The 25,811-nt window shown below is 72.1% G+C and carries 24 protein-coding genes; 17 read left to right on the top strand and 7 right to left on the bottom strand.

The window, feature by feature from the left end; translation table 11 throughout:
• Positions 1-29: 29 nt before the first annotated feature.
• Entirely contained in the window at positions 30-890 is an 861-nt protein-coding gene (locus tag J8N05_RS16755) for an MHYT domain-containing protein (RefSeq protein ID WP_210883660.1), read from the bottom strand.
• 277 nt (positions 891-1,167) lie between these two features.
• Between J8N05_RS16755 and J8N05_RS16750 the strand changes: the two genes are divergently transcribed.
• From J8N05_RS16750 to J8N05_RS16725, 6 genes are all read left to right on the top strand, one after another.
• A complete protein-coding gene (locus J8N05_RS16750; protein ID WP_210883659.1) occupies positions 1,168-2,040 on the top strand; it encodes a glycerophosphodiester phosphodiesterase in 873 nt (290 codons plus the stop codon).
• Between the two features lie 146 nt (positions 2,041-2,186).
• Positions 2,187-2,741, top strand: a complete 555-nt coding sequence (locus J8N05_RS16745; RefSeq protein WP_210883658.1) for a methylated-DNA--[protein]-cysteine S-methyltransferase — start codon at positions 2,187-2,189, stop codon at positions 2,739-2,741.
• 194 nt (positions 2,742-2,935) lie between these two features.
• Complete coding sequence (locus J8N05_RS16740; RefSeq protein WP_210883656.1) at positions 2,936-4,207, top strand: MFS transporter; 1,272 nt, start codon at positions 2,936-2,938, stop codon at positions 4,205-4,207.
• 117 nt (positions 4,208-4,324) lie between these two features.
• Positions 4,325-5,551, top strand: a complete 1,227-nt coding sequence (fdhA, locus tag J8N05_RS16735; RefSeq protein ID WP_210883655.1) for a formaldehyde dehydrogenase, glutathione-independent — start codon at positions 4,325-4,327, stop codon at positions 5,549-5,551.
• Between the two features lie 142 nt (positions 5,552-5,693).
• On the top strand, positions 5,694-6,593 hold the full coding sequence (locus J8N05_RS16730; protein ID WP_210890220.1) for a pseudouridine-5'-phosphate glycosidase: 900 nt from the start codon (positions 5,694-5,696) through the stop codon (positions 6,591-6,593).
• Positions 6,590-7,552: a carbohydrate kinase family protein gene (locus J8N05_RS16725; RefSeq protein ID WP_308286802.1), complete on the top strand. Its 963-nt coding sequence runs from the start codon at positions 6,590-6,592 to the stop codon at positions 7,550-7,552. The genes J8N05_RS16730 and J8N05_RS16725 overlap by 4 nt, the downstream gene beginning before the upstream one ends.
• Before the next feature lie 89 nt (positions 7,553-7,641).
• Here the strand turns inward: J8N05_RS16725 and J8N05_RS16720 are convergent, their stop codons facing one another.
• Entirely contained in the window at positions 7,642-8,436 is a 795-nt protein-coding gene (locus tag J8N05_RS16720) for a methyltransferase domain-containing protein (protein WP_210883654.1), read from the bottom strand.
• Between the two features lie 234 nt (positions 8,437-8,670).
• Between J8N05_RS16720 and J8N05_RS16715 the strand changes: the two genes are divergently transcribed.
• A complete protein-coding gene (locus J8N05_RS16715; protein ID WP_210883653.1) occupies positions 8,671-9,798 on the top strand; it encodes a magnesium and cobalt transport protein CorA in 1,128 nt (375 codons plus the stop codon).
• 98 nt (positions 9,799-9,896) lie between these two features.
• Here J8N05_RS16715 and J8N05_RS16710 read toward each other — a convergent pair whose 3' ends face one another.
• Positions 9,897-10,325, bottom strand: a complete 429-nt coding sequence (locus tag J8N05_RS16710) for a CBS domain-containing protein (RefSeq protein ID WP_210883652.1) — start codon at positions 10,323-10,325, stop codon at positions 9,897-9,899.
• A 162-nt stretch (positions 10,326-10,487) separates the two neighbouring features.
• Positions 10,488-11,141 carry a nucleoside/nucleotide kinase family protein gene (locus J8N05_RS16705; protein WP_210890219.1) on the bottom strand — a complete coding sequence of 218 codons (654 nt, stop codon included), beginning with the start codon at positions 11,139-11,141 and terminating at the stop codon, positions 10,488-10,490.
• Between the two features lie 151 nt (positions 11,142-11,292).
• Between J8N05_RS16705 and J8N05_RS16700 the strand changes: the two genes are divergently transcribed.
• The 3 genes from J8N05_RS16700 (at position 11,293) to J8N05_RS16690 (ending at position 14,338) form a co-directional block, all read left to right on the top strand.
• On the top strand, positions 11,293-12,000 hold the full coding sequence (locus J8N05_RS16700; RefSeq protein ID WP_210883651.1) for a DUF2293 domain-containing protein: 708 nt from the start codon (positions 11,293-11,295) through the stop codon (positions 11,998-12,000).
• 192 nt (positions 12,001-12,192) lie between these two features.
• Entirely contained in the window at positions 12,193-12,672 is a 480-nt protein-coding gene (locus J8N05_RS16695; protein WP_210883649.1) for an anthrone oxygenase family protein, read from the top strand.
• A gap of 178 nt (positions 12,673-12,850) precedes the next feature.
• On the top strand, positions 12,851-14,338 hold the full coding sequence (locus tag J8N05_RS16690) for a glutamate synthase subunit beta (protein WP_210883648.1): 1,488 nt from the start codon (positions 12,851-12,853) through the stop codon (positions 14,336-14,338).
• Positions 14,339-14,395: 57 nt separating this feature from the next.
• Here the strand turns inward: J8N05_RS16690 and J8N05_RS16685 are convergent, their stop codons facing one another.
• Positions 14,396-14,896 carry a carboxymuconolactone decarboxylase family protein gene (locus J8N05_RS16685; RefSeq protein WP_210883646.1) on the bottom strand — a complete coding sequence of 167 codons (501 nt, stop codon included), beginning with the start codon at positions 14,894-14,896 and terminating at the stop codon, positions 14,396-14,398.
• Between the two features lie 47 nt (positions 14,897-14,943).
• Here J8N05_RS16685 and pdxR point away from each other — a divergent pair, with 47 nt between their 5' ends.
• The 4 genes from pdxR to J8N05_RS16665 all read left to right on the top strand — a co-directional run bounded on the left by pdxR (position 14,944) and on the right by J8N05_RS16665 (position 20,904).
• Positions 14,944-16,353 (top strand): MocR-like pyridoxine biosynthesis transcription factor PdxR, encoded by a 1,410-nt coding sequence (pdxR, locus tag J8N05_RS16680; protein ID WP_210883644.1) that lies wholly within the window; start codon positions 14,944-14,946, stop codon positions 16,351-16,353.
• 435 nt (positions 16,354-16,788) lie between these two features.
• On the top strand, positions 16,789-19,131 hold the full coding sequence (locus J8N05_RS16675) for a PEP/pyruvate-binding domain-containing protein (protein WP_247706303.1): 2,343 nt from the start codon (positions 16,789-16,791) through the stop codon (positions 19,129-19,131).
• Positions 19,128-20,036, top strand: a complete 909-nt coding sequence (locus J8N05_RS16670; protein ID WP_210883642.1) for a hypothetical protein — start codon at positions 19,128-19,130, stop codon at positions 20,034-20,036. The genes J8N05_RS16675 and J8N05_RS16670 overlap by 4 nt, the downstream gene beginning before the upstream one ends.
• Before the next feature lie 151 nt (positions 20,037-20,187).
• Positions 20,188-20,904 (top strand): fused DSP-PTPase phosphatase/NAD kinase-like protein, encoded by a 717-nt coding sequence (locus J8N05_RS16665; protein ID WP_210883641.1) that lies wholly within the window; start codon positions 20,188-20,190, stop codon positions 20,902-20,904.
• 107 nt (positions 20,905-21,011) lie between these two features.
• Here J8N05_RS16665 and J8N05_RS16660 read toward each other — a convergent pair whose 3' ends face one another.
• Positions 21,012-21,275 (bottom strand): DUF397 domain-containing protein, encoded by a 264-nt coding sequence (locus tag J8N05_RS16660; RefSeq protein ID WP_107017598.1) that lies wholly within the window; start codon positions 21,273-21,275, stop codon positions 21,012-21,014.
• Entirely contained in the window at positions 21,276-22,136 is an 861-nt protein-coding gene (locus tag J8N05_RS16655; RefSeq protein WP_210883640.1) for a helix-turn-helix domain-containing protein, read from the bottom strand.
• 178 nt (positions 22,137-22,314) lie between these two features.
• Between J8N05_RS16655 and J8N05_RS16650 the strand changes: the two genes are divergently transcribed.
• From J8N05_RS16650 to J8N05_RS16640, 3 genes are all read left to right on the top strand, one after another.
• A complete protein-coding gene (locus tag J8N05_RS16650; protein ID WP_210883639.1) occupies positions 22,315-22,914 on the top strand; it encodes an ATP-binding protein in 600 nt (199 codons plus the stop codon).
• Positions 22,915-23,118: 204 nt separating this feature from the next.
• Positions 23,119-23,571 carry a hypothetical protein gene (locus tag J8N05_RS16645; protein ID WP_210883637.1) on the top strand — a complete coding sequence of 151 codons (453 nt, stop codon included), beginning with the start codon at positions 23,119-23,121 and terminating at the stop codon, positions 23,569-23,571.
• A gap of 362 nt (positions 23,572-23,933) precedes the next feature.
• On the top strand, positions 23,934-25,796 hold the full coding sequence (locus J8N05_RS16640; RefSeq protein ID WP_210890218.1) for an ABC transporter ATP-binding protein: 1,863 nt from the start codon (positions 23,934-23,936) through the stop codon (positions 25,794-25,796).
• Positions 25,797-25,811: the final 15 nt, after the last annotated feature.

The following is a 25,811-nucleotide window of genomic DNA, read 5'->3' as shown; positions in this document are numbered from 1 at the left end:
TACGACCCCGCACTGACAACGGGGTCCTCTCACCAGTTCTGCGGGGTCCGTGAATCGTCGTGGTGGCGGGAGCGCGGGCCGGGGACGTGCCCGCGCCGGGTGGGGTGGACCGTGTGGGCCGGGATGCCGGGCTTCTGCTCGGCGGCGCTCCAGTCGGGCTTGCCCATGACCATCAGCGGGTCGAACATCACGACGACGCCGGCGAGCAGCAGGAAGGCCAGCGGGCCGATCATCAGGGGCGCCAGCAGGGAGGCGGGCGAGTCCCCGGCGGGGGCGCTGGTGGCGCCGTGCAGATGGACGCTGAGGGCGGCCATGCCCGTGTAGTGCATCCCGCTGACGGCGAGGCCCATGACGAGGCTCGCGCCCACGCTCCACAGGAAGCCGCGGACCTGTCCCGCCGCCCACAGGGCGGCGATGGCGGCGGCGACGGCTATGACGACCGAGGCGGCGACGGTGAGGGTGTTGTACTCAAGCTTCCCGTTGAGGCGCATTCCGGCCATGCCCAGGTAGTGCATGGAGGCGACGCCCAGTCCGGTGATGGTGCCCCCGGTGAACAGGGCCGTTCCGGAGGCTCCCCGGTATCCGACGATGAAGATGCCGATGCCGACCATGACGATCGCGACGCCGAGGCTCGCGAAGGTCATCAGCATGTCGTAGTTCACCGGGGTCTCCCGGACGGAGAACCCCATCATCGCGATGAAGTGCATGGTCCAGATGCCGGAGCCGATCGCCGCGGAGCCGAGAGCGAGCCAGCCCGGCCGCCAGGAGCGGGTGACGAGCATCGACCTCGTGGTGCAGCGCAGACCGAGCGCTCCGCCGAGACACGCCATCAGATACGCCACGAGCGGCGTGACGAGTCCGTAGCTGAATCCGTCGACCGTGCCCTGCATGCGCGGTTGCCTTTCCGCCCTGTTACATCCCGGAATTCCGTGAAATGCCCCCGCCCCAGGAGCGCCTCAGCGACCAGGGTTGTCGCAGAGAGTATGACTCGCACCTGAACGGTCGAACGATTTTCCGGCAAAGAATCACGACCTTGCCCCAGTTGTGCGGCACACGTGATCGGGCTTGGGCAACTCCATTCAATTTATGGCCATCCTGTACCCCCCTAAAGTTGACCCCCTGCTGTCACTCTGAGACCGTCCGTGATCGCAGACGCTAGGAGTACGCATGCACGCGCGCGCTGCCGCCGCCACGACCACCGCGCTCCTGGGAGCCGCCGTCGTTCTCCCCGCCCCCTTCGCTCACGCAGCCGTGAGCACCGACCAGCCCCTGGTCATCGCACACCGCGGAGCTTCGGCCCAAGCCCCCGAGAACACCCTCGCCGCCATCGACCGGGCGGCCCGTCTCGGCTTCACCTGGGTCGAGAACGACGTCCAGCGCACCAAGGACGGCAAGCTCGTCGTGATCCACGACGACAGCCTGGCCCGTACGACCGATGTGGAGGAGGTCTTCCCCGACCGGGCCCCCTGGAAGGTGAAGGACTTCACCGCGAAGGAGATCGCCCGCCTGGACGCGGGCAGCTGGTTCAGCGCCCGCTACAAGGGCGCTCGCGTTCCGACGCTGAAGCAGTACATGAACCGGGTCTCGCACAACCATCAGAAGCTCGTCCTGGAGATCAAGAACCCCGAGCTGTACCCGGGCATCGAGCGGGAGACCCTCAAGACCCTCAGCAACGAGGGCTGGCTGGGCCCGGCCCATGTGCGGCGCAAGCTGGTGATCCAGAGCTTCAGCGCGGACAGTGTGCGCAAGGTGCACGCCCTGCGTCCCGACATCAAGACGGGTTTCCTGGGCACCCCCTCGGTCGCGGAGCTGCCCGCGTACGCGCGGTTCGCCGACCAGATCAACTCGTCGCACACGACGATCTCCCTCGGATACGTCGCCGCGATCCACGCGCTCGAAGGGCCGCACGGCAAGCCGCTGGAGATCTTCACCTGGACCGTCGACACCGCTGCGGACACACGGCGTGTCACGGGTCTCGGTGTGAACGGCATCATCACGAACAAGCCCGACGTGGTGCGGAAGGCGCTGCGCGAGGACTGAGCCCGCGGGCCGACGGCCGGTCGCCGACCGGCCGTCTCCGACCGCCCGTCGCCGGTGGCGCGGACGCCCGTACGCGTCCGCGTCCCCGGCGTCCGTGCGCGTCCGCGCCACCGGCGTTGTCAGTGGTGCGCCGTACCGTGGAGCGCATGAACAGCCATGGGCGGGACGAGCAGCGGGTGGTGTGGGCCGTCGTCGACAGCTCCATCGGCCCGCTGCTGCTGGCGGCGACCGGCGAGGGCCTGGTCTGCGTGGTCTTCCACGCCTCGGACGAGGTGCGCGACAAGACCCTGGAGCGGCTCGCGTCGCGGTTCGCCACCGAGCCCGTCGAAGCGCCGGAGTCCCCGCTGCTGACCGAGGCGATACGTCAGTTCGCGGCGTACTTCGCGGGCGAGCGCCGCGACTTCGAGCTGCCCCTGGACTGGTCGCTGATCTCCGGCTTCAACCGCCAGGTGCTGCGCGAGCTGGCGTCCGGCGTTCCGTACGGGGCGGTGGTGGGCTACGGCGATCTGGCGCGGCGCGTCGGCCAGCCGGGGGCGGCCCAGGCGGTGGGAATGGCCATGGGAGCCAATCCGCTGCCGGTCGTCGTGCCCTGTCACCGGGTCGTGGAGAGGGACGGCGGCATCGGCGGGTTCGGAGGCGGCGTGGAGACCAAGCGGAAGCTCCTGGCACTGGAAGGGGTGCTGCCGGAGCCGTTGTTCTAGGGGCGAGGGGCCCTTGAAGGGCTCGGCTTCGGGGTCGCCGTTGTTGTCGTGGGGGTGTCCTGGGCTCGGGACGAGGGGGAGACTGCGCCGGTGACCACGCCCGACTTCACTCGTGTGTACGCGTCCGACCCGGTGCCGTTCGCGGATCCGGGCCGTGTGCGCGCCCTCGTTCCGCTCGCTCGGGCGTGTTCGCGGTGACCGCTGTCGAGCGGCCGGTCGCCGTGCCCTTCGACGCGGCCGGTCTGCCCGCGCTGCGGCGCCGGACCTCCGCCGTGCTCATCGCCAGTCAGATCCTCGGCGGGCTCGGCGTGGCCACGGGCATCGCGCTCGCCGTGGTCCTGGCCCAGGAGGTCGCCGGTACGGAGTCGCTCGCCGGGCTCGCGCCCACCGCGACCGTCACCGGGACGGCGGTGCTGTCGGTGCCGCTGGCCGCCCTGATGACCGCGCGCGGTCGCCGGCCGGGGCTCGTGCTGGCCTATCTCATCGGCGCGTCGGGGGCCGGGATCGTGGTGGCGGGCGCGGTCATGGGCAGCTTCCCGCTGCTGCTGGTCGGCATGGCGGGTTTCGGCGCCGCCTCGTCGGCGAATCTGCAGGCGCGGTTCGCCGCCGCCGATCTGGCCGAGCCGAAGCGACGGGCACGGGCCATCTCGAACGTCGTGTGGGCCACCACGATCGGCGCGGTCCTCGGCCCCAACATCGCCGCGCCCGCGGGCCGCAGCGTCTCCGGGCTCGGCATACCGGAGGCGGCGGGCCCCTTCGTGTGGGCGGCCGGCGTGTTCCTCATGTCCGCGCTGCTGGTCGCGGTGCTGCTGCGGCCCGATCCGCTGCTCACCGCCCGCGCGCTGGCACCGGTCGAGGAGCGGTCCCCCGCGGCGCGGTCCATCAGGGCGGGGGCGGCCGCCGTCCGGGCGTCCCCGCGTGCGCGGCTGGCTCTGGTGACGGTGGCGGTGTCGCACACGGCGATGGTCTCGGTCATGTCGATGACACCACTGGACCTCGGCCACCACGGGGCGGGCATCGATCTGATCGGGCTCGTCATCAGCGTCCACATCGCGGGGATGTATGCGTTCTCGCCCCTGATGGGAAGGCTGTCCGACCGGTTCGGGCGGCTCTCGGGGATAGCCCTCGCCGTGGCCCTGCTGGCCTGTGCGGCCCTCCTCGCGGGCACCGCCGGCGCCGACCACCGGCAGACCGCCGCCGGGCTGTTTCTGCTGGGTCTCGGCTGGTCCGCCGGTCTCGTCTCCGGCTCCGCGCTCCTGACCGACTCCGTGCCCCAGCCGGCGCGCGCCGCCGCGCAGGGGCTCTCCGACCTGACCATGAACGCCTCGGCGGGGCTCGGCGGGGCCGCCGCGGGACTCGTCGTCGCCCAGGCGAGCTACGGCTGGCTGAACGCCGTCGCCGCGTGCCTTCTCCTGCCGCTCGGCGCGCTGGCGCTGCTCACCCGGCTCGGGAAGTCCCGTCCGTGATGTGCCCGATGGGGCCCGCGCGAAGGCTGGCCGGAACGGTTCGCCGGTAGCAGACTCCGCCGTGCGCACAGCCACTGGCATCCGAAGGCACGGGGGCCGAAGGGACGGCGATCACGTATGAGCGGGAACAGGGCAGTCGCGTACCTGAAGCCGGGCGCGGTGGAAGTCAGGACCATCGACCATCCGACGCTCGAACTGCAGGACGGACCAGGGGTGGCCTCCGCGAACATCGGCCGCAAGTGCCGGCACGGAGTCATCCTGAAGGTACTCGCCAGCAACATCTGCGGCAGCGACCAGCACATGGTGCGCGGCCGTACGACCGCGCCCGAGGGGCTCGTCCTCGGGCACGAAATCACCGGAGAGGTCATCGAGCGGGGCCCGGACGTCGAGTTCCTCGAAGTCGGGGACATCGTCTCGGTGCCCTTCAACATCGCCTGCGGGCGGTGCCGCAACTGCAAGGAGCGCAAGACCGGCATCTGTCTGAACGTCAACCCGGCCCGTCCCGGGGCGGCCTACGGCTATGTCGACATGGGCGGCTGGGTCGGCGGTCAGGCGGAGTACGCGATGATCCCGTACGCGGACTTCAATCTGCTGCGGTTCCCCGACCGGGACCAGGCGCGGGAGAAACTGCTCGATCTGACCATGCTGTCGGACATCTTCCCGACGGGCTTCCACGGCGCGGTGAGCGCGGGCGCCGGGGTCGGCTCGACGGTGTACGTGGCCGGTGCGGGGCCGGTCGGTCTCGCCGCCGCCGCATCGGCGCAGCTGCTCGGCGCCGCCGTCGTCATCGTCGGCGACCTCAACGCCGAACGCCTCGCGCAGGCCAGGAGCTTCGGCTGCGAGACGGTCGACGTCAGCCAGGGCGACGTGGGCGAGCAGATCGACCAGATCCTGGGCGAGCCGGAGGTGGACGTGGCCGTCGACGCGGTCGGCTTCGAGGCGCGGGCCCACGGCCCCGACGCCCCGGAGGCACCCGCCACGGTCCTCAACTCGCTGATGGGCCTCACGCGCGCGGGCGGCTCGCTGGGCATCCCGGGTCTGTACGTCACGGACGATCCCGGTGGGGTCGACCAGGACGCGCGGACCGGCACGCTCAAGGTGCGGCTCGGTCTGGGGTGGGCGAAGAGCCACCGCTTCACCACAGGTCAGTGTCCGGTGATGCAGTACCACCGGGGGCTGATGAAGGCGATCCTCCACGAGCGGGTGCACATCGCCAAGGCCGTCAACGCGACGGTGATCGGTCTGGAGGACGCGCCGCGCGGCTACGCCGAGTTCGACCAGGGCGCCAGCCGTAAGTACGTCCTCGACCCGCATGGCGCGCTGACCGGCGTACGGCCTGTCTGAGCACTGCCGGCGAGCGATAAGGGGTGTCCACGCGCGCGTGGGCACCCCTTTTCGCACCTCGCGTGCGTGCGGGGGTTTGGCCGGGCGCGCCGCCCGCCAGGGATGAGAGGAGAACCGACAGACAGGAGGCACGCGCGTGCTGATGGTGTCCGAAGAGGTTCGGGAGGCGCTCGCCACGGGTCGGCCCGTGGTGGCGCTGGAGTCCACGATCATCGCGCACGGGCTGCCGCGTCCGCGCAATCTCCAGATAGCGCTGGAGCTGGAGGACGCCGTACGCCAGGAGGGCGCCGTTCCGGCGACGATCGCCGTGCTCGACGGGCAGCCCCGGGTGGGCCTCGACAAGGAGCAGGTGGAGCGGATCGCCAACGAGGACGGCATCCGCAAGCTGGGACATCGCGATCTGCCCCTGGCGATCGCCACCGGGGCCAGCGGGGCGACCACGGTGTCGGCGACGGCCCTGCTGGCCGCGCAGGCCGGGGTGCGGGTGTTCGCCACGGGCGGCCTCGGAGGCGTACATCGGGAATGGACACTGACGCAGGACGAGTCCGCCGACCTGGGGCTCCTCGCACGGACCCGGATCACCGTGGTGTGCGCGGGAGTAAAGTCGATCCTGGACGTGCCTGCGACGCTGCAGCGCCTGGAGACGCTGGGCGTCGCGGTCGCGGGATACGGCACGGACCGTTTTCCCGGCTTCTATCTCTCGGACTCCGGACACCCGGTGGAGTGGACGCTGGAGTCGCCGGGCGAGGTCGCGGGCGTCATGCGCGCGCAGGACACGCTGGACGGGCCGGCGGCGGCACTGATCGTCGCCAATCCCGTGCCCCAGGCGCAGCAGTTGGACCCTGCACTGCACGCGCGCGTGCTCGCCGACGCGCTGCACGCGTGCGAGGCGGAGGGTGTGAGCGGCCAGGCGGTCACGCCGTTCCTGCTCGACCACCTGGTGCGCCACACCGACGGGGCGTCGCTTGAGGCCAATCTGGCGGCCGTACGCGGCAACGTACGGCTCGCGGGGCGGATCGCGGCGGCCTGGGCACAGGTGTGACGGGAGCGGGCGGTTCCGGCGGGGCTCTTCTTGTCGTCGGTGACGTCATCACCGACGTCGTCGCCCGGCATCGCGGACCGCTCGCCCCGGGCACCGACACCGCCGCGGCCGTACGGACCGTGCCGGGCGGTGCGGGCGCCAACGTGGCGTGCTGGGCGGCCCGTCGAGCCGGTACGCAGGTGCGGTTTCTCGGCCGGGTGGGCGCCGACTCGGCAGCGTGGCACGAGCGGGCGCTGGTGGCCTGTGGGGTGCGTCCCCTCCTGGTCGTCGACCCACGGGCACCGACGGGGACGGTGATCTGCCTGGTGGACGCGGGTGCCTCGGCGGAACGCACCTTCCTCACGGACAGCGGCGCTTCCTTGCGTCTGGACGCCGACGACTGGTCGCCCGCGCTGCTCGACGGTGTCGCACGGCTGCATCTGTCGGGGTATCTGTTCTTCTCCGAGCCGTGCCGGGCGCTGGTGTCGGCGGCGGTGGAGTCGGCACGCGCGCGTGGAGTACCGGTGAGCGTGGATCCGGCGTCGTCGGGTTTCCTCGCCGAACTGGGAGTGGACCGTTTCCTCTCGCTCGCCGAGGGGGTCGACGTCCTGCTGCCGAGCCGGGACGAGGCCCGTCTGCTGACAGGTCTGCCCGATACGGCGGACGCGGCGGCCAAGCTGAGCCGCCACTTTCCGCTGGTGGTGGTCAAGCAGGGCGATGCCGGAGCCCTTGTCGCCCGGTCGGGGACGGTTCGGGCCCGGGTTCCGGCGGAAGCGGCGACTCCTGTCGACACCACGGGCGCCGGCGACGCCTTCACGGGAGCCTTCCTGGCCGCCCTGCTCGCGGGCGGCCGACCGGAGGAGGCGGCAGCGGAGGGATGCCGGGCCGGGGCGCGGGCGGTGGAACAGGTGGGCGGCAGGCCGCACGGACGGACCGCAGAGGCGCCGGACGCACCGAGCGCACCGGGCGCGAAGGCATAAGCCCGACCTCCGAGCCCTCGCACCGCCGCACCCGCACCCACACCCCGCACTCCCTCACCGCCGCTGCGCGACATCCCCGTCGCACGGCACTACACCTTGCGCCCCCATGCCGAGATCAGCGGTGCCGTGGCCAGGTCCATGCCGCCCGCGGCCACGTTCGCGAGGTGCCGGTCGATGTCCTGGTCGGTGACGAGGCCCGCCGTGACGAGCTGATCGCGGACCTGGCCGACCGTCGCGGACTCCAGGGCCCCGCAGGCGGGCGCGGTGAGCGGGAAGTACGCGTCCGCCTCGACCTGCCGCAGTCCGGCCTCGCGGAGCAGCCGGGGAAGCCGCCGCCCGTACGAGAGTTCGGCGCCCCGCTCGGCGAGCACGTCGCGCATCGCATGGCGCACCCGGTTGGCCAGCTGCTGCTCGGGACCCTGCTCGTCCGGGCAGGCCAGCGGCTGCAGGGTGGGGTCCGCGTCCTCGACCAGGAGCCGGCCGCCGGGCCGCAGAGCCCTGATCATCGTGCGCAACGCCCGCTCCCTGTCCGGGACATCGGCGAGAACGAGCCGGGCGTGCACGAGGTCGAAACCCTCCGCCGGCGGCTCGTCGACGCCCACGTCGTGGACGCGCAGCTGAATCGGCGGCCGCACGGCCAGGGGTGCCCAGGAGATGTCGAGGTCGGTCGCGAGGACCCGGCCGGTGGGCCCGACTCTCTTGGCGAGCCAGGACACCACCGACATGCCGCCCGCTCCCACCTCCCAGCAGCGCCAGCCGGATCCGATGCCGAACCGTTCCATGTGCCGGAAGGTCGTGGGGTCGAAGAGAGCGGCGAGGGCGTCGAATCGCTGCCCCGCCCCGGGCGGGCGGTTGTCGAGGAGGTGTCCGTCGGTTCGCGTCATGCCCCGATCATCCCATTTGTCAGGCTTTTCTCCGAGGGGCGACGCTCCCGGCGTGGACTCTTCGCGTGCGGGGGCCCGCGCCGCCGGAGACGACTTCACACCGCCCCGACCACCGGTTTCCGGAGCGGAATGTTCCGTTCCCACAGGCCGAACCGGCCGTCGAAACAATCCTGGCAGACTGGCCGCGGCAAGGCGCAGAGTGCGGCGCGAGGAGATCCACGCAAGGAGATCCAGATGTCCATGGCAGGGAATCTGCGGAAGGTCACGGGCCTGAGCAAGGTCGGCGGCCTGCGCAAAGTGGCACGGCTGACACGACGGCGTGCCCGTGTCGACCTGAGCCACCCCGCCCGGTCACCGCTGGGCTCCGCGGTGGTGAACTGCGTGGCGTACGAGGAAGGGGCCAGGGTCCCCGCCGGCCGCGATCTGGTCGAGACGGTGGAGCGGGTCCGCAAGGCCGACGGCGGTTTCGTCTGGCTCGGGCTGCACGAGCCGACGGAGGTGGAGTTCGCGGGCATCGCCGAGCTCTTCGACCTGCACCCGCTGGCGGTCGAGGACGCGGTCGACGCCCACCAGCGCCCGAAGCTGGAGCGGTACGGCGACACGCTGTTCGCGGTGTTCAAGACGGTCTGCTATGTCGAGCACACCGAACTGACCGCGACCAGCGAAGTGGTGAACACCGGCGAGATCATGGTGTTCGTCGGCCGGGACTTCGTGGTGACGGTCCGTCACGGTCGACACGGTTCGCTGGGCCCGCTGCGCGAGGAGCTGGAAGCCAACCCCCAGCAGCTCTCCAAGGGGCCGGCCGCCGTACTGCACGCGATCGCGGACCATGTGGTGGACGACTATCTGAATGTCACGGCCTCCGTGCAGGAGGACATCGACGAGGTCGAGACGGCCGTGTTCGCGGCGGACGGCGCACGGGCCGACCCCGGGCACATCTACCAGCTCAAGCGTGAACTCCTGGAACTGAAGCGGGCGGTGGTCCCGCTGGGCCGGCCCATCATGGATCTGGCCACGCGGCCGATACGGGTGATCGACCCGGAGATACAGGCCTACTTCCGGGACGTCTCCGACCACCAGCTGCGGGCCGCCGAGCAGATAGCCGCCTTCGACGAACTGCTCAACTCGATCCTGCAGGCGCACCTCGCGCAGGTGAGCGTGGCGCAGAACGAGGACATGCGGAAGATCACGGCGTGGGCCGCGCTGATCGCCGTGCCGACGATGGTCTGCGGTGTCTACGGCATGAACTTCGAGCACATGCCGGAGCTGCACTGGAAGTTCGGGTATCCCTTGGCGGTCGGCGTGATCGCCGTCGCGTGCTTCACCCTCTACCGGGGGTTCAAGCGGAACGGCTGGCTGTGACCGCGCTCGTCCGGCACGGCTCGCCGGACGAGCGGGAGTTCACGGTGTGCCCGTAGGGCACGGAGGCGTCGGTGTCCGCTGTCGCGGCGTCCCTCTCCTCAGCGCGAGTCGCTCTTCGCGTAGACGCTCTCGACCCAGCTCGCGAGTTGTCCGTCCGTCAGGTGCGAGGCCAGATCGGCCTCGCTGATCATTCCGACCAGGCGCTTGTTCTCGATCACAGGGAGGCGACGGATCTGATGTTCCTGCATTTCACCGAGTACGTCGCTGACGTCGGCGTCCGCGTCGATCCAGCGCGGGGTGCCCTTGGCCATCTCGCCCGCGGTGACACGAGCGGGGTCATGCCCCATGGCCACGCAGCCGATCACGATGTCGCGGTCCGTGAGGATGCCGCAGAGCCGTTCGTTCTCGTCGCTGATGGGCAGGGCGCCCACTTTGAGTTCACGCATCAGCTGTGCCGCCCGGTCCAGGGTCTCGTGGGCGGGGATCCACTGGGCGCCGCGGTGCATGATGTCTCCGGCGGTGGTCATGTAGTACCTCCCGGTGCCGGACGGCCGGCGCGGCGCGGAGACGCACCGCTAGTCCCGGCGCCCTACATTCTCGCCGGGTACGCGGAGATACGCACCCGGACGGCCCCGGCTTCGGCCTGACGTCCCCGCCCCGCCCGTCGCTCATGGCTCACGCCTCACGCCTCACGCCTCTCTTGAGCCGTTCCATGCCGGATGGCGCGGGTCGTCCGCCCGGACCAGGACATCGGCCGTGTCGCCCGGAGACGTGTCGGTCTCGTACCGCTCGAACGCGGGGAGCGTCCAGTGCTCGTCCTGCGGGGTGCGGCGGCGCAGCGCGGCCGGTGAGAGCCGTACATGGACGGTGAAGTCGAAGGGGAACCAGTGGTGCAGGAGCAGCGGCCCGTGCAGCAACAGCAGCGCGTTGGGAGGGAGTTGGACGTATGGGGAACGGGTGGCGCGGTCGGTCGCCGGGTCCAGGAGGTCGGGCAGGACACGCCCGTCACCGCCGGGTTCCAGGGGGCCGAAGACCTCTCGCCACAGGGCGCCGGTGTCGAACCAGCCGTCGTAGTAGGTGTCCACGTCCTGGCGGCCGTACTCGAAGCGGAGCGAGGCGGGCCGCAGATAGCCTTCCGTGCCGACGACCAGGGCGGAGCGACCGCGTGGGCGAAGGGCCTCGGCGACGCGTTCGGCAAGGTCACCGGGGTGGGCCGCCGGGGCCCCGTCGAAGGCGATGCGCGGCCAGGGGCTGCCGTCGGCCGGCTTCAGTTCGAGCAGGCGCTCGGCGATGAGGTCGCCGAGCCGGTCCCAGGTGATCGCTTCGAGTCGCACACGGCCCATGATGCCGCGCGGGCACACCTGTACGGCGACCGCGTGCCCGTGCGGAGCCGTTCGACGGCATCGGGTGGGCGTGACGGGCGGTGCGGCGGCGAGAGGAGAAGGGGTGCGCGTGTCGGCGTACAGGCGGGTGTCGTTCGGGAAGGAACCGCCCATGGCGACCATGGCTACTCCCCCGTCCCGTACCGGGCCTCTCGTCGTCCAGCCGTTGAAGAGACGGCACTGCGGCGAGTGCGGGCGTGGGCCGCTCCCGCTGCTGGTCATGGAGGAGGGGGCGCCGAGATGCCTCGACTGCGCCGACCTCGGGCATCTGGTGTTCCTGCCCCGCGGTGACACGGCGTTGACGCGGAGGTCGCGGGAGGAGAGCGGGCTGTCCGCGGTCGTGGTGCGGTTCAACCGGCGGCGCAGCCGGTACGAGCGGCAGGGGGTGCTGGTCGAGGAGGCGGCACTCGCTCGGGCGGAGGAGCGGTGCCTGGCGGACGCGGAGGCGAGACGGCGGCGCAGACTGCGGGACGCGCGGCGGCGGGCCGTCGAGGATGTGCGGTTCACGGACGCGTTCGCGCGGAACATCCGGCAGCTGTTTCCCGGCTGTCCGACCGGCCGGGCGTACGCGATCGCCGCGCACGCCTCGGTGCGGGGCAGCGGGCGGGTGGGGCGCAGCGCCGCCGGGCGGGCGCTGTCCGAAGCCGCGGTGGTCTCGGCGGTGCGCGCGGCCGTGCGGCACACGGAGACTCCGTACGACGAGTTGTTGATGAGCGGTGTGGCGCGCCACGAGGCCCGCCGCCGGATCGCCTCCGCGGTCGAGGCGACGCTGGCGGACTGGCGCGAGGGCGGGCCGACCGGGGAGGGGGAGGACGGCTGACGGCGGCGGGTCCGAGACGCCTGGACATGGTGTCGAGCACTTCGGCCATGGCCGCCCTCACCGTCCGGCATTTCACTTGTGGTGACAGGGGGCGCCGGGCAGGATCCTGAGGTTCGGGGTGGTCCGGCCCTCATGGTTTCGGGAACGGTGCGCGAGTTGTTGACCAGTGGTTCTGCTTACGCGGGAGTTGCCATGATCGAGGGACCGTACTTCGTGCTCACCGTGGTGGGCGTGCTCGGCACCGGGCTGGTGGCCGGGGCGTTCTGCGCGTTCTCGACGTTCGTGATGAAGGGACTGGCCTCGTTGCCGCCTGCGCAGGGTGTCGCGGCGATGCAGGCGATCAATGTGACCGCGCTGACGCCGGCCTTCATGGTTGTGTTCATCGGGTCGGCCGCGCTGTGTGCCGTGATCGCGGTGGTCACCTTCGTGCTGTGGCCCGAGGAGGGCACGGTGGAACTGCTGCTGGGCAGCGCGCTGTATCTGTTCGGCTGCTTCGGGGTCACTATCGCGGCGAACGTCCCGCGGAACAACAAGCTGGCCGAGATGGACCCCGGCACCCCGGAGGCCATCGCGTACTGGCCCACGTATGTGAGCGAGTGGTCGATGTGGAACCACATACGGATGGTCGCCGCGTCGGCCGGAACCGTCCTGTACGTGCTGGCGCTGACCTGAGGGCACGGGTGCGGCGTCCAGCTGGGGCGGACGCGGCCGCGGAGTCGTATCGTGGCGGGAAGAGTCTGCCAACAGGCCTCGCGGCCCACCGCCCCGACGACGGCGTCGGACAGGATGGAGTCGTAGACGGTGGCGAGCGCCGTACGGGGCCCCGTGCGTGTACGTGAGGGAGACGGCCATGGCCGATCCCAAGGGTTTCCTGAACTCCTCCCGCGAGGAATGGCCGCGTCGGCCCGTCGAGGACCGGGTCCGTGACTGGGACGAGGTGTACGTCCCCGGGGCGCTGCTGCCGATCGTCCGGACACAGGCCGACCGGTGCATGGACTGCGGCATCCCCTTCTGTCACGACGCCTGTCCGCTGGGCAATCTGATCCCCGAGTGGAACGACCTGGTCGCGCGCGACGACTGGCGTGGGGCGAGCGACCGGTTGCACGCGACGAACAATTTTCCCGAGTTCACCGGGCGGCTGTGCCCCGCGCCGTGCGAGGCGGGCTGTGTGCTGGCGATCAACCAGCCCGCGGTCACCATCAAGAACGTCGAGGTGGCCATCGCCGACCGGGCCTGGGCGGACGGGTTCGCGCCGCCGCAGCCGCCGGACCGGTTGTCGGGGCGGACCGTCGCGGTGATCGGCTCGGGTCCGACGGGGCTGGCGGCGGCGCAGCAGCTGACCCGGGCCGGGCACACCGTCGTCGTGTACGAGCGCGACGACCGGATCGGCGGGCTGATGCGGTACGGCATCCCCGAGTTCAAGATGGAGAAGCGGCATCTGGAGCAACGGATCACGCAGATGCGGGCGGAGGGTACGAAGTTCCGTACGTCGACGGCCGTCGGCCGGGACATCGGGGCGGCCGAGCTGCGGGCGCGCCACGACGCGGTCGTACTCGCCGTGGGCGCCACGGCGTGGCGTGAACTGACTGTGGAGGGGAGGGAGTTGAGCGGTATCCATCAGGCGATGGAGTATCTGCCGCTGGCCAATCGGGTGTGCGAGGGGGATCTGGAGGCGTCTCCGTTGTCGGCGGCGGGCAAGGATGTCGTGATCGTCGGCGGTGGCGACACCGGGGCCGACTGTCTGGGTACGGCGGTGCGCGAGGGCGCGAAGTCCGTGACCCAGCTGGACATCTACGCTCAGCCCGGTGCGGAGCGCGACGAGGCTTCCGAGCCGTGGCCGGTGTATCCGAAGATCTACCGGCTGTCGGCCGCGCACGAGGAGGCCGGGGCCCTGGAGACCTCGCCCGCGGCGGACGCGGACGCCCGGCTCTTCGCGGCGTCCACGCTCCGCTTCACGGGGGACGCGTCCGGCCGGGTGAGTTCGCTGCACCTCGTCGAGGTCGACGCCGACCGCCGCCCGCGTCCCGGCAGCGAGCGGGTGCTCCCCGCCGACCTCGTACTGCTGGCCCTCGGGTTCTCGGGCCCAGACCGCACCGACGGCCTCGTCGACCAGCTCGGCCTCGACCTCGGCCCGCGTGGCACGATCACCCGGGACGCGGACTTCGCGACCAATGTGCCGGGGGTGTACGCCGCCGGGGACGCGGCGCGCGGCCAGTCGCTCATCGTGTGGGCGATCGCCGAGGGCCGGGCGGTGGCGGCAGCGGTGGACCGCCGGCTGACGGGCGACTCGCGGCTGCCCGCACCCATCGGGCCGCACGACCGGCCCATGACGGCCTAGCCCCAGCCCTCGTCAACGCCCACCGAGCCCCGCCCCGCCCCTCTCCCCCGACAACGCTCAGCGCTGGTCCGTGCCCGCCCTCTTCGCCGTCGACAGGGCGACGCGGTTCCAGGTGTTGATCGCGAAGGTCAGGGCCAGGACCTGGGCCAGTTCCCGGTCGTCGAAGTGCTTGGCGGCCTCGGCGTAGACGTCGTCCGGTACGCCGTCGGCCGCGACCAGGGTGACCGCCTCCGTCAGTGCGAGGGCCGCCCGTTCCCGCGCGGAGAAGAAGTGCGGGACCTCGCGCCACACCGCGACCATGTGCAGCCGGTCCTCGCTCTCGCCTGCCTTGCGGGCGTCGTTGGTGTGCATGTGGAGGCAGTACGCGCAGTGGTTGAGATGCGAGGCGCGTATCTGGATCAGCTCGACGAGGGCGGGGTCCAGCCCTTCACGGGCCGCGGCGTCGAAGCCGATGAGGGCGCGGAAGACCTTGGGAGCGGACTTCGCGAAGTCGAGGCGGACATTTTCGGCCACCCCGGAGGTGCTCGCGTCGATCGGGGCCATCGTGTTCGTCGTCATGCAGATGAATCTATGAGTGTCAGCGACCCACAGTAGGGTGCATTTCCATGACAGATTCATGGGTCAATTCGGCGGAGCGCATCGGCGTCGATCTGCATCTGGAACTGTCCGGTCCGGGTGGTCGCCGTGCCGCCCTGATCCATGCGCTGCGCGAGGCGATCCGCAGCGGGCGGCTCGCTCCGGGCACCCGTCTCCCGCCGTACCGTTCGCTCGCCGCCGACCTCGGAGTCGTACGCAACACGGTGGCCGACGCCTACGCCGAGCTGGTCGCGGAGGGCTGGCTCACGGCGCGCCAGGGTTCGGGGACCAGGGTCGCCGAGCGGGCCGAACCGCCGGGCGCCAAGGGGCGCGTACCGAGAAAAGCCCCTCCACGCGCGCGTGGGCCGCGGCACGACCTGCGGCAGGGCACCCCGGACGCGTCGGCGTTCCCGCGCACCGCCTGGCTCGCCTCGTACCGGCGGGCTCTTCAGCGGGCTCCCACGGAGGCGTTCGGGCCCGGTGATCCCGCGGGGCGGCCCGAGCTGCGGGAGGCGCTCGCGGAGTATCTGGCACGCGCGCGTGGGGTCCGTACCGAGCCGGGGCGGATCGTGATCTGTTCGGGGTTCGCGCACGCGCTGCGGCTGCTCTTCCCCGCGGTGCTGCGGGGCTCCCTGGCCGTCGAGGCGTACGGGCTCCCCTTCCACCGGGAGCTGTTGACGGCGGCGGGAGTACGAACCGTCCCGCTGGCCCTCGACGAGGACGGCGCCCGGGTCGGTGACCTCGGCGGGGAGCGGGCGGTGCTGCTCACGCCGGCGCACCAGTTCCCGACGGGCGGGCCCTTGCATCCCGCACGGCGTGCCGCCGTCGTCGACTGGGCACGCGCGCGTGGAGGGGTGATTCTGGAGGACGACTACGACGGGGAGTTCAGGTACGACCGCAAGCCCGTCGGAGCCCTGCAGGGCCTGGATCCGGAACGGGTCGTCCATATCGGCTCGGTCAGCAAGAGCCTGTCGCCCGCGTTGCGGCTGGGCTGGATGGTCCTTCCCGAGCGGTACGTCGACGACGTACTGGTGGCGAAGGGCGATCGGGAGGCGTGGGCGAGCGTCCTGGACCAGTTGACGCTCGCGGACTTCGTCGAGTCGGGCTCGTACGACCGTCATGTGCGGCGGATGCGGCAGCGGTACCGGAGGCGGCGGGACCGGCTGGTCGAGGCGCTCGCCGCGCAGGCGCCTCATGTCGAGGTCACCGGGATCGCGGCCGGGCTCCACGCGGTGCTGCGGTTGCCGCCCGGCAGTGAGCGGTCCGCGGTGAAAGCCGCCGTGTGGCAGGGGCTCTCGCTGGACGGGCTCGCGGAGTTCCGGCACCCGGAGGCGGCCATGACCGCGCCGGACGGCCTCGTCGTGGGTTATGCCACGCCTTCGGAGCATGCCTACGGAGCCGCGCTGGACGCGCTGTGCGCCGCGCTGCCACCTCCGTAAAGGCCCCGCCGCCTCCGTAAAGCCCCCCGCCACCTCCGGCGAGGGCCCGCCGCCGCCTCCAGGCCCCGCCCCCTTCGTAGGCCTCCGCTCTCTTCCCAGAGCCCGACCGAGGTGGGACCGCATCCGTACGGGCCGTCGGGCAGGTGGCCGGAAGGCGACCCTGTGACGGCCTGCGATGCAACGCGCGGTGGGATCATCGTTTCAGGAGGCGCGTTGTTGACGCGGCCGTCTCATCGGTCGGCTTCATCGGCCGGTCCGGCAGGAACCCGCCCCCATCCTTCGTTCCGCCGTCAGGCGCAGGGCCACCCCCGCGCGTCCCCCCTGTTGGCGGTCGGTCCTGGAGGGTGCTCGATGACGACGGTTGACGAACGTCACGAAGACGGTGCGTGCGACGGGGAGGAACGGGGCGCACGCCGTCCCGCGTACGCCGTCCCCTTGAGCGATCCACAGGCCACGCGCGTCGTGCTCGCCGGTTCCAAGGCGGCGCATCTCGCGCGTGCGGCGCGGGCCGGACTGCCCGTGCTGCCGGGGTTCGTCCTGCCGTGGACCGGCGGGCCCCGGTCCAGCGGGCCGGACGACAAGGACGAACCAAGACAGGGCGATCCACGGCGGGGCCGACAGGGGCACGACGAACCGTGGCAGGCGGCCCACGGGGACTCCGAAACGCTGCGCCGCGCCTGGCTGCGGCTCTCCGACGGTGGTGCCCTCCCCCTCGTCGTACGGTCCTCGTCGCCGCAGGAGGACACCCAGGAGTCGTCCCTTGCGGGCCAGTTCGCGTCCGTGCTGGATGTGCGGGGCTGGCACGACTTCCGTGCGGCCGTACGGACCGTGCTCGACTCGGCCCACCGGCCGGACGGCTCGGTCGCGCCGATGGCCGTGCTGGTGCAGCCCATGCTCACGGCCCGGGTGGGAGGGGTGCTGTTCGGCGCCGATCCGCTGGAGGGGCGGTCCGACCGGATGCTGGTGAGCGCGGTGCGAGGCGGACCCGACTCACTGGTCAGCGGCGAACAGCCGGGCACCACCTACTGGTTGACCCGTCGGGGCCGCTTGTCGCGCACCGGACCCGCGGGCGCCGAACAGCTGCTCGGGGCCGCCGAACTGCGCCGACTCGCGCGGCTGGCCCGGCAGGCGCGCGGGGTCTTCGGCGGGCCGCAGGACATCGAGTTCGGGTTCGACGCGGCGGGGCGGCTGTGGCTGTTCCAGAGCCGGCCCATCACGGCGATGGCGGCGCGGCCCGCGCGCGGGGCACGGCTGCTCGGCCCCGGCCCGGTCGCGGAGACCCTGCCGGGTCAACTGGAGCCGCTGGAGCAGGACTTGTGGGTGGCACCCATGGCCCGGGGACTGGCCACCGCGCTCGACATCGGGGGCACCGCGCCACGGCGGCAACTGCGGGCGTTGCCGGTCGTCACGACGGTCGGCGGGCGGGCCGCGGCGGATCTGCGGCTGCTGGGCGCCGCCCCGCCACGGCATCGATGGGCGGCGCTGCTCAATCCGGCGCCGGGTGCCCGCAGGCTGGCCGCCGCGTGGCGGGTGGGCCGGCTGACCGCGGCGCTGCCCGGTCTCTCGACGGACCTCGTCGCCGATGTCGACCGTCGGCTCGCCGGGACACCGCCCCCGGACCGGCTCACCCGCCGCGAACTCGTCGCCGCCCTGCGCTGGACCCGGACCGTCCTGGTCTCCCTGCACGCCCAGGAAGCCCTCGCCGGCGCGCTGCTGCCCGAGCCACGGGCAACGGCCACGAACAGGACGCCGGGCGCGGCACCGGACACAGCAGCTCTGAGCACCTCATCTCGTACGGCCGCGGGTACGGCCCTCGTCGTCCTCGCGGAGGCGCGTGCTCGCGGCGTACCCGACCACCAGGTGGTGGCCGCGCAACCGGTGGTGCTGGCCTTGGCCGCTCCCAGCCTGAGCCGCCCCCTGAGACTCCCGGCGAGTCCCGCTCGCCCCGCCGCCAGTCCCGCCAGTCCTGCCGGCCCCGAAGGGGCGGACGCCGGACACATCAGGCCGGCGACACCCTCACTCCCCCCTCGTGAGGCCCTGCGGCTGCGCGTCCGCTGGGTTCAGGAGCTGCAGGTCCGGCTCGTCCGGGACGCCGCGCGGCGACTGACCGTGACCGGAGATCCGCCCCATGCTCCGGCCGGATCAAAAGTGGCGCTGCTGCGTTGGCCGGAACTCGTCGACGCGCTCGAACACGGCTTCCTGCCCGGTGACTTCGGCGAGCGGCTGCCGAGGGCCGTGTCGGCACCGCTGCCCGACGCGTTCCGGCTCGCGGAGAACGGCACGGTGGTCGCCGAGCGCACCACGGGCCACAGCAGCGGCGGCGGCGCGGGCAGGCGCGAGGGACAGGGCGTGTCCGGAGGCCGGGCCACCGGGACGGCCTGGGACGGCACCGGCCCACGCCCACCGGACCCCGTGCTCGTCGTCCGCACCCTCGACCCCGCGCTCGCCCCGCTGCTGCCCGGGCTCGCGGGACTCGTCGCGCAGACCGGCAGCCCTCTCTCCCATCTGGCGCTTCTGGCAAGGGAGTTCGGTCTGCCCACGGTCGTGGGGGCCACGGACGCCGTACGCCGATTCCCGGCAGACTCCCGCCTCACGATCGACGGCGCGACCGGCGACGTACACACGGACGGTGACGTACGCGCGACCGGCGACGTACACACGGACGGGGACGTACGCGCGGACGGCGACGTGCCCCCGGAAGGGACCGCACCCCCACCAGCGCCAGCCCCCACACCCGCACCCGCACCCGCACCCGCACCCACCCGAGGTACCCGATGAGGCGCGTCGCCTACCTCTTCGGCGGCGCGGCGGCCGCCGGAGCCGGCACGTACGTCGTCGTCTATCTCTACCGGTGGCAGTGGCAACGAGCCATTCTGTGCGGGGTGCTGCTGCTCGTCGTCGAGGTGCTGCTCCTCGGGATCGTGCTGCTCGGGCGGCTCGCGCGGATCGAGGAGCGGATGCGCGACGCCGACCGGCGGCAGGAGGACGTCCTCGCGCGATTGCGGGAGAAGGAGGCCCCGACGGCTCCGAGCGGGGACCGGTTCCGCTGGCTGGACGACGAACCGACCAGCCCCACCTACGTCTTCGTACCGGTCCTGATGGTCACCGGCGTACTGCTCTCCGGGCTCGCCTGGCTGGTGCAGCGGATCGCGTCCGCCACGGCCCGCCCCATGGCGGAACGGCGGCTGGCCGGGCGCCTCTCCGTCCTGGCCGCCCCCGATCCGGACGGCGGGACCGACCTGGACGACCTGCCGCGGCCCGGCGCCCGGCGGGACCGCGGCCGTACCCTGCGCGTACTCGCCGCGGGCGTGGTCGCAAGCGCGTTGCTGGCGGCGCTCGTCGTCGGGCTCGCCGACCTCACGCAGACCCGCGAGGAGGAGGCCGCGGACTCCGAGGCGACCTCCCTGCTCCTGCGGGTCGACATGCGCGGTACGGACATGACCGCCGAACGGCAGTCGCTCGCCGCGCGCCAGCTCTGGGAAAGCTGCCGGGACTCGACGTCCGCACCGCTGAGCCGGGCCAGCCTCGGCGAGCTGGGCGACGGCCTCTTCGCCGGAGTGGTCCGGCCCGCACTGAGCAACCACGACCGGATGCGCCTGCGCGGCTGTCTGGAGGACACCGGCCTGGACCGTACGCACCTGACGGTGGTCGGTATCGGCGACGCGGACGCGGACGACGACTGAGCGCGGTCGGGCGCCACCGTTGTCGACCCCCCGGCCCCGCCCGTAGTCGACCCCTGGCACCGCCCGTAGTCGGCGCCAGCGCACCGCCCGTTACCGGCGCCCGGGGTTACGATGCCGACGCGCGCCTCGTCCCCGAGCCTCCGGGTCGCCCATGGCTGTCCTCGCCCCGCCGCCGCCCCGCCTCACACCGCGCGGGACCCGTTCCCGCCGCACCCTGCGCCGGACGCTGCCGCGCGCGCTCGCGGCCCTCGGTATCTGCTACCTCGCCCTCTGGGCCACCGGCGCCCTCGGCATCCTCGCGCTGTCGTACTGGGCGCGCGAACAGACACCGCCGCCCGCAGGCACCCACCCGGTGCGGGGAATCGACCACTTCCAGCCGGTGGACGCCGCAGGGGGGCTGTGGCGCGGCGGCGCCCCCTCGCGCGAGGGCTACCGGGAACTGGCCCGGCTCGGCTTCACCACCGTGGTCGACCTGCGCGCCGAGGACCTGTCCGCCGAGCGGCTCGCCGGGCCGCGCAGGGCGGGCCTGGACGTCGTACGGCTGCCCGTGCGGGACGGACAGACCCCGACGCCGCACCAGGTACGACGCTTTCTGGGCGTCGTCGGTGCGGCCCCGGGGCCGGTGTTCGTGCACTGCGGGGCGGGAGTGGGCCGTACGGGGACGATGGCCGCGGCCTACCTCGTGCGGGCCGGGCGGGAATCCCCGTCGGGCGCGGTCCGCCGCAACCTCGCGGTCGGACCGCCGTCCATCGAGCAGATCTACTACGCGCTGAGCCTCGGCCCGGACCGGGCCGAGCAGCCGCCGTTGCCGGTGGTGGCGGTCAGCCGCCTCGTGGACGCACCGCGCCGCATGTGGTCCTGGTTCTGAAGCGGTTTCGACAGCGGTCTCGACTTCTGAAGCGGTCTCGACTTCCTTGCGACGACCGCCTGAAGAATCGGTTCTTCAGCAACCGGCCGGCGGATTCGTCGGCGACCTCAGGAGAGCAGGAAGTCCGCCTCCCCCGCCTTGGCACCCTGAATGAACGCGGTCATCTCGCCGGGGGTGTAGATGAGAGCCGGACCGTCCGGGTCGGCCGACTGACGGACCGCGATCCGGCCGTCGGCGAGCTTCATCGCCTCCAGGCAGTTGCCGCCGTTCCCACCGCTCCACGGCTTGTGCCAGCCCTCGCTGCCCAGTTCCCTGGCGGGCATGCCGTTGTAGATCCGCGCGAGGCGTATCCGGGACTTGATGCGATCCATTCACAGCTCCTTGCGGAGATCCATCAGGATCTCCTTCGTGCGATGTGCCGTGGCGGCCTGGGCCGCCATGCGGTCCATGACCTCAAGGTGGGTTGCCACCTCGGTACGCGCGTCCAGATAGACGGCGCCGGTCAGGTACTCGCTGTAGACCATGTCCGGCAGTTCGGGCATGGCAAAGCGGAAGAGCACGAACGGCCCGTACGTGCCCGCGTGCGGCCCCGAGGAGAAGGGGGCGACCTGCAGGGTCACGTTGGGCAGTGTCGTGGCTTCCAGCAGTCTGTCGATCTGGCCGCGCATGACCTCCGGGCCGCCGACCGGGCGGCGCAGGGCGGTCTCGTCCATCACGGCCCAGAACCGGGGCGCGCCCTCGCGCGTCAGCAGCTCCTGGCGTTGCATGCGCAGCGCCACGTGCCGCTCGATGTCCTCGGGTCTAGTCTGGCCGACGGCGCCGGAAAGCATGACGCCACGCGCGTACTCCTCGGTCTGCAGCACTCCGGGCACGAAGTGGGGTTCGTACGAACGGATGAGGGCGGCCGCACCCTCCAGGCTGACATACATCGAGAACCAGCCCGGCAGGATGTCGTGGAACCGCTGCCACCAGCCCGGCTGGTTCGCCTCCTCCGCGAGCATGACGAAAGCGTCGGCCTCGTCGTCGGAGACGCCGTACGACTTCAGCAGAAGCTGGAGGTACGGGATCTTGAGGGTTACCTCGGCCATCTCCATACGGCGGACGGTGGCGGCGGTGACACGCAGAATGCGTGCCGCCTCCTCACGCTTGAGCCCCGCGCGTTCCCGCAGGTCGAGCAGGCGCCGTCCGAGGACGACCTGCCCCACCGTCGGCGCGGACCGCGGCTCGCTCACGTCCACCTCCACTTTTGTCCAGACAGCCGGGGCGGCGCCCGTTCGGGCCCCGTACGGGTACCCAACTGACGCCGCGCCACGTGCTGTTGCGAGCAGTGTGCCATGGCCATACCGCTCAGAACACTGCACTCTGCAATTTTCAGAGTGACACTTGCCAAGTGTTCACGACGGGGAGATAGTGGCAAACGTGATTCCGTCCGCGCCGTTAGGAACAGCCGCAGCCGTGAACCGAGACCGTCTTACTGCCACCGCCGGGGTACGCCCCGACACGGCGGCCGAGCGCCGGTTCCGCTTCGAGCTGGCCGCACACCCGGGCTCAGCGGCCCAGGCCCGGCACCTGACGCGGGCCCGGCTGTCGGGCTGGGCGGTCTGCGAGGACACCTGCGACACGGCAGAGCTCGTCGTCTCCGAACTGGTCACCAACGCCATCGTGCACACCGCGAGCCGCCATGTGGTGTGCGAGCTGCACGACGGCGGTGACCTGGTCCGGATAGCCGTCCGTGACGAGGGATGTGCGCCGGGTGAGCCCCACCCGTCGCCACAGCGTCCCGATGAGGAGCATGGGAGGGGACTGCTTCTCGTGGCGGCGATGTGCACTGCCTGGGGCGCCCAGGAAACCGGTCCCGGACTGCTGGTCTGGGCGGAACTGCCGCGGACGGCGAACAACGGCGTCGAGCCGCGGTCGGACCTGGGCTGGAGTGCGAGGAGCCGGCCGGCCCCTGCCGGCTCCTCGCCGACGGGGGTGCACATACCCCCGGCCGGGAACGAATGGTTCTGACCCGAACCGTTCCGTCCCCGGCCGCACATCGGCATGAGCATCAGCACCTGAGCATCAGCGCCTGAGCACGAGCACCGGTGGCGACACCGTCGCCGCCGTCGTCACCGGCATCGGCCTCGGCGGGTGGGCGCGGGCGTCGCGACACCGAAGAGCCAGGACCGACCGGACGGGACCGAAGACATTGGGAACACGAACGGGGGCTGCATGGGTGTGAGGGCTACCTCGGCCGGTACGCCAAGGGTGCTGAACCTGAACACGCTGGTCCGCATCGAACGCGGCCGGACGGCGTCGGGCCCGGGCGCTTCGCGGCCGCTGGCCGTGCCCGAGGGCATGCAGGCCCCGCTGGGCTGCGACGCGGTGGCGATGCCCGCGAGACTCGGCCCGCTGCTGATGCCCCGCCTGCCGCGCGTCGGCTGTGTGTACGCCGACAGCACGCACTGGTGGTGGCTCGTGCCCTCCGACTCGGACGTCGCCCTGGAGTGGCCCTCGCCCGCGCACTACGCCACGGGAGCGCTCGTTCCCGCCTCGCCCACGTTCCCCGGGCTGATACACACACCGGACGGCACGCTGCCGTACACCCCGCCGATCCCCCTCTACCTGGCCCTGTGCCGGGTGACCGGGACGCCGCCGGCCTGGTCCCGACCGATCAGCGCGTGATCCGTACGGGCTGATCCGTACGGGCCGGCTCGTACGAGCCGAGTCGTACGAGCTGAATCCCGCGACCCCATGTGCGTGGAAGCACGCGTTCCAGGGCATGGCACGGCATGGCACATCGCGCGGCGACAAGCGCCGGGCGTGCCCCGGATACGCCGTGCGGGAGCGGGTGCGCGCCCTGCCCGAGAGCGCCCGGCACCGCGATAGTGGCCGTTCGCCCTCGATCGGGGAGGTCATCGGTGGGGTCTGCCGAGTCGGCGGGATCGTCGAAGAAGGTCACGCGCGACAGCGAGAAACCCGGTGCGGACGGGCCCGAACCCTCCGAGTCCGAGCGGCTTCTGTTCGGCGGTCCGCTCCGCTACGACATGGGCTGGTCGCAGCACTCCGACGCGTTCATGGAGCTGAACTTCCGTGCCATGGTGACGCGGCTGCCCGCACTGCTCGCGTCCAGTTTCCGGCTGGCCTGGCAGGCGGACCGCCGGGCCGCGCGGACCGTCCTGGGCGCGGAGGTGGGCCGCGGTCTGGCCCAGGCGGTGAGCCTGCTGGCGGTCAACAGCGTCCTGGGCCGGCTGATGGCGAGCGGCCCGGTCGCGGACCGGCTGCGGGACGCGGCGCCCGCGCTCGTCACGGTCGCCGCGGTGACGCTGCTCGCCGCCCTGCTGCGGGGCGCCTCGACGTACGCGACCGGCCGCCTCGAACCGAAGGTGGAGCGCGTCGCGACGGAGCTGTACCTGGAGCGGGCCGCGACGGTCGAGCTGTCGGCGATCGAGGACGAGGCGTTCCACAAGCTGCTCGACACCGCGCAGTACGGCGCCTCGTCCGCCCGGCGGATGATCGGGATCGCCACGCGCGTGGTGAACGCGATGATCTCGCTGATCGCGGCGGCGGGCGTCCTCACCGTGCTGCACCCGGCGCTGCTGCCCCTGCTGATGACGATGACGCTGCCGAGCGCCTGGAGCGCGCTGACCATCGCCCGGCGCCGGTACGCGTCGTGGCACGCCTGGGTGCAGCACGCGCGGGCCGGCCGGCTGATCGGCAGTCTGCTCACCGAGCCCGCCGCAGCGCCGGAGATCCGCGTCCACGGCGTCGGACCCTTCCTACTGCGGCACTTCCGCGCGATGTCGGAGGCCGCCGAGGCCGAGCAGGCCCGGCTCGCCCGTCTGGAGGCCCGGACGGGCCTGATCGCGGCCGCCTGGACGGGCCTCGCCACCGTGGCGACGTACGCGACGCTCGGCGGGCTGCTGCTGGCCGGGGCGATGGCGCTGTCCGTGGCGGGTACGGCGGTCATCGCGATCCGTACCGGCTCCGCGAACCTCGACACGCTCGTCCTGGAGGTCAACACCCTCCACGAGGAGGCGCTGTTCGTCGGGGATCTGCAACGCCTGCACGTGGAGGCGGCCGAGCGCACGATCCCGGTCGGCGGCGCGGTGCTGCCCGAGCGGCCGCGTGAGATCCGCTTCGAGAACGTCACGTTCACCTATCCGGGCAGCGCGGCCCGGCCCGCGCTGTCGGACCTGACGCTCAGCGTGCCGCTCGGCAAGATCGTGGCACTCGTCGGGGAGAACGGTTCCGGGAAGACCACCCTGGTCAAACTGCTGTCGGGCCTGTACGCCCCGCAGCGCGGCCGGATCCTGTGGGACGACGTGGACGCGGCGACCGCCGACCGGCATCAGCTCGCGGAGCGGATCGCGATGGTGGCGCAGGACTTCAAGCGGTGGCCGTTCACGGCCCGGGTGAACGTCGCGATCGGCCGGGCCTCCGCGCCGCTCACCGACGAGCGGCTGGGCACGTCCGTCGCGGAGGCGGGCGCCGAGGACGTGGTGGCGGATCTGCCGCGGGGCCTCGACACACTGCTGGCCCGGATGTTCAGCGGCGGGCACGAGCTGTCGGGCGGCCAGTGGCAGCGGCTCGGCATCGCACGGGCGGCGTACCGGCGCGGCGCGATCCTGGTCGTGGACGAGCCGACGGCGGCCCTCGACGCGCGCGCCGAGCTGGAGGTCTTCGAGAAGATCCGGGCCCTGGCGGGTACCGGTCAGACGGTCATCCTCATCACGCACCGGCTGGCGTCGGTGCGCCATGCTGATCTCGTGCACGTCCTCGACCAGGGCCGACTCGTGGAATCCGGCACTCCGGACGAGCTCCTGTCCACGGGCGGTGTCTACGCCGAGCTGTACGGACTGCAGGCCGGGCAGTTCTCGGTGCAGGTGCCGGCGCCGAAAGCGGGGTGAGACGCCCGGCGGCCG

Source organism: Streptomyces liliiviolaceus, from assembly GCF_018070025.1.
Classification (GTDB): Bacteria; Actinomycetota; Actinomycetes; order Streptomycetales; family Streptomycetaceae; genus Streptomyces; species Streptomyces liliiviolaceus.
The sequence above is the reverse complement of the archived record's forward strand: the minus strand, read 5'-3'. Positions and strand labels throughout refer to the sequence as shown.

Excerpts from the sequence above, each read along its gene's own strand:
- J8N05_RS16755 (WP_210883660.1), bottom strand. The coding sequence starts at position 890 with ATGCAGGGCACGGTCGACGGATTCAGCTACGGACTCGTCACGCCGCTC.
- J8N05_RS16750 (WP_210883659.1), top strand. The coding sequence starts at position 1,168 with ATGCACGCGCGCGCTGCCGCCGCCACGACCACCGCGCTCCTGGGAGCC.
- J8N05_RS16745 (WP_210883658.1), top strand. The coding sequence starts at position 2,187 with ATGAACAGCCATGGGCGGGACGAGCAGCGGGTGGTGTGGGCCGTCGTC.
- fdhA (WP_210883655.1), top strand. The coding sequence starts at position 4,325 with ATGAGCGGGAACAGGGCAGTCGCGTACCTGAAGCCGGGCGCGGTGGAA.
- J8N05_RS16730 (WP_210890220.1), top strand. The coding sequence starts at position 5,694 with ATGGTGTCCGAAGAGGTTCGGGAGGCGCTCGCCACGGGTCGGCCCGTG.
- J8N05_RS16720 (WP_210883654.1), bottom strand. The coding sequence starts at position 8,436 with ATGACGCGAACCGACGGACACCTCCTCGACAACCGCCCGCCCGGGGCG.
- J8N05_RS16715 (WP_210883653.1), top strand. The coding sequence starts at position 8,671 with ATGTCCATGGCAGGGAATCTGCGGAAGGTCACGGGCCTGAGCAAGGTC.
- J8N05_RS16710 (WP_210883652.1), bottom strand. The coding sequence starts at position 10,325 with ATGACCACCGCCGGAGACATCATGCACCGCGGCGCCCAGTGGATCCCC.
- J8N05_RS16705 (WP_210890219.1), bottom strand. The coding sequence starts at position 11,141 with ATGGGCCGTGTGCGACTCGAAGCGATCACCTGGGACCGGCTCGGCGAC.
- J8N05_RS16700 (WP_210883651.1), top strand. The coding sequence starts at position 11,293 with ATGGCGACCATGGCTACTCCCCCGTCCCGTACCGGGCCTCTCGTCGTC.
- J8N05_RS16695 (WP_210883649.1), top strand. The coding sequence starts at position 12,193 with ATGATCGAGGGACCGTACTTCGTGCTCACCGTGGTGGGCGTGCTCGGC.
- J8N05_RS16690 (WP_210883648.1), top strand. The coding sequence starts at position 12,851 with ATGGCCGATCCCAAGGGTTTCCTGAACTCCTCCCGCGAGGAATGGCCG.
- J8N05_RS16685 (WP_210883646.1), bottom strand. The coding sequence starts at position 14,896 with ATGACGACGAACACGATGGCCCCGATCGACGCGAGCACCTCCGGGGTG.
- pdxR (WP_210883644.1), top strand. The coding sequence starts at position 14,944 with ATGACAGATTCATGGGTCAATTCGGCGGAGCGCATCGGCGTCGATCTG.
- J8N05_RS16670 (WP_210883642.1), top strand. The coding sequence starts at position 19,128 with ATGAGGCGCGTCGCCTACCTCTTCGGCGGCGCGGCGGCCGCCGGAGCC.
- J8N05_RS16665 (WP_210883641.1), top strand. The coding sequence starts at position 20,188 with ATGGCTGTCCTCGCCCCGCCGCCGCCCCGCCTCACACCGCGCGGGACC.
- J8N05_RS16660 (WP_107017598.1), bottom strand. The coding sequence starts at position 21,275 with ATGGATCGCATCAAGTCCCGGATACGCCTCGCGCGGATCTACAACGGC.
- J8N05_RS16645 (WP_210883637.1), top strand. The coding sequence starts at position 23,119 with ATGGGTGTGAGGGCTACCTCGGCCGGTACGCCAAGGGTGCTGAACCTG.
- J8N05_RS16640 (WP_210890218.1), top strand. The coding sequence starts at position 23,934 with ATGGGCTGGTCGCAGCACTCCGACGCGTTCATGGAGCTGAACTTCCGT.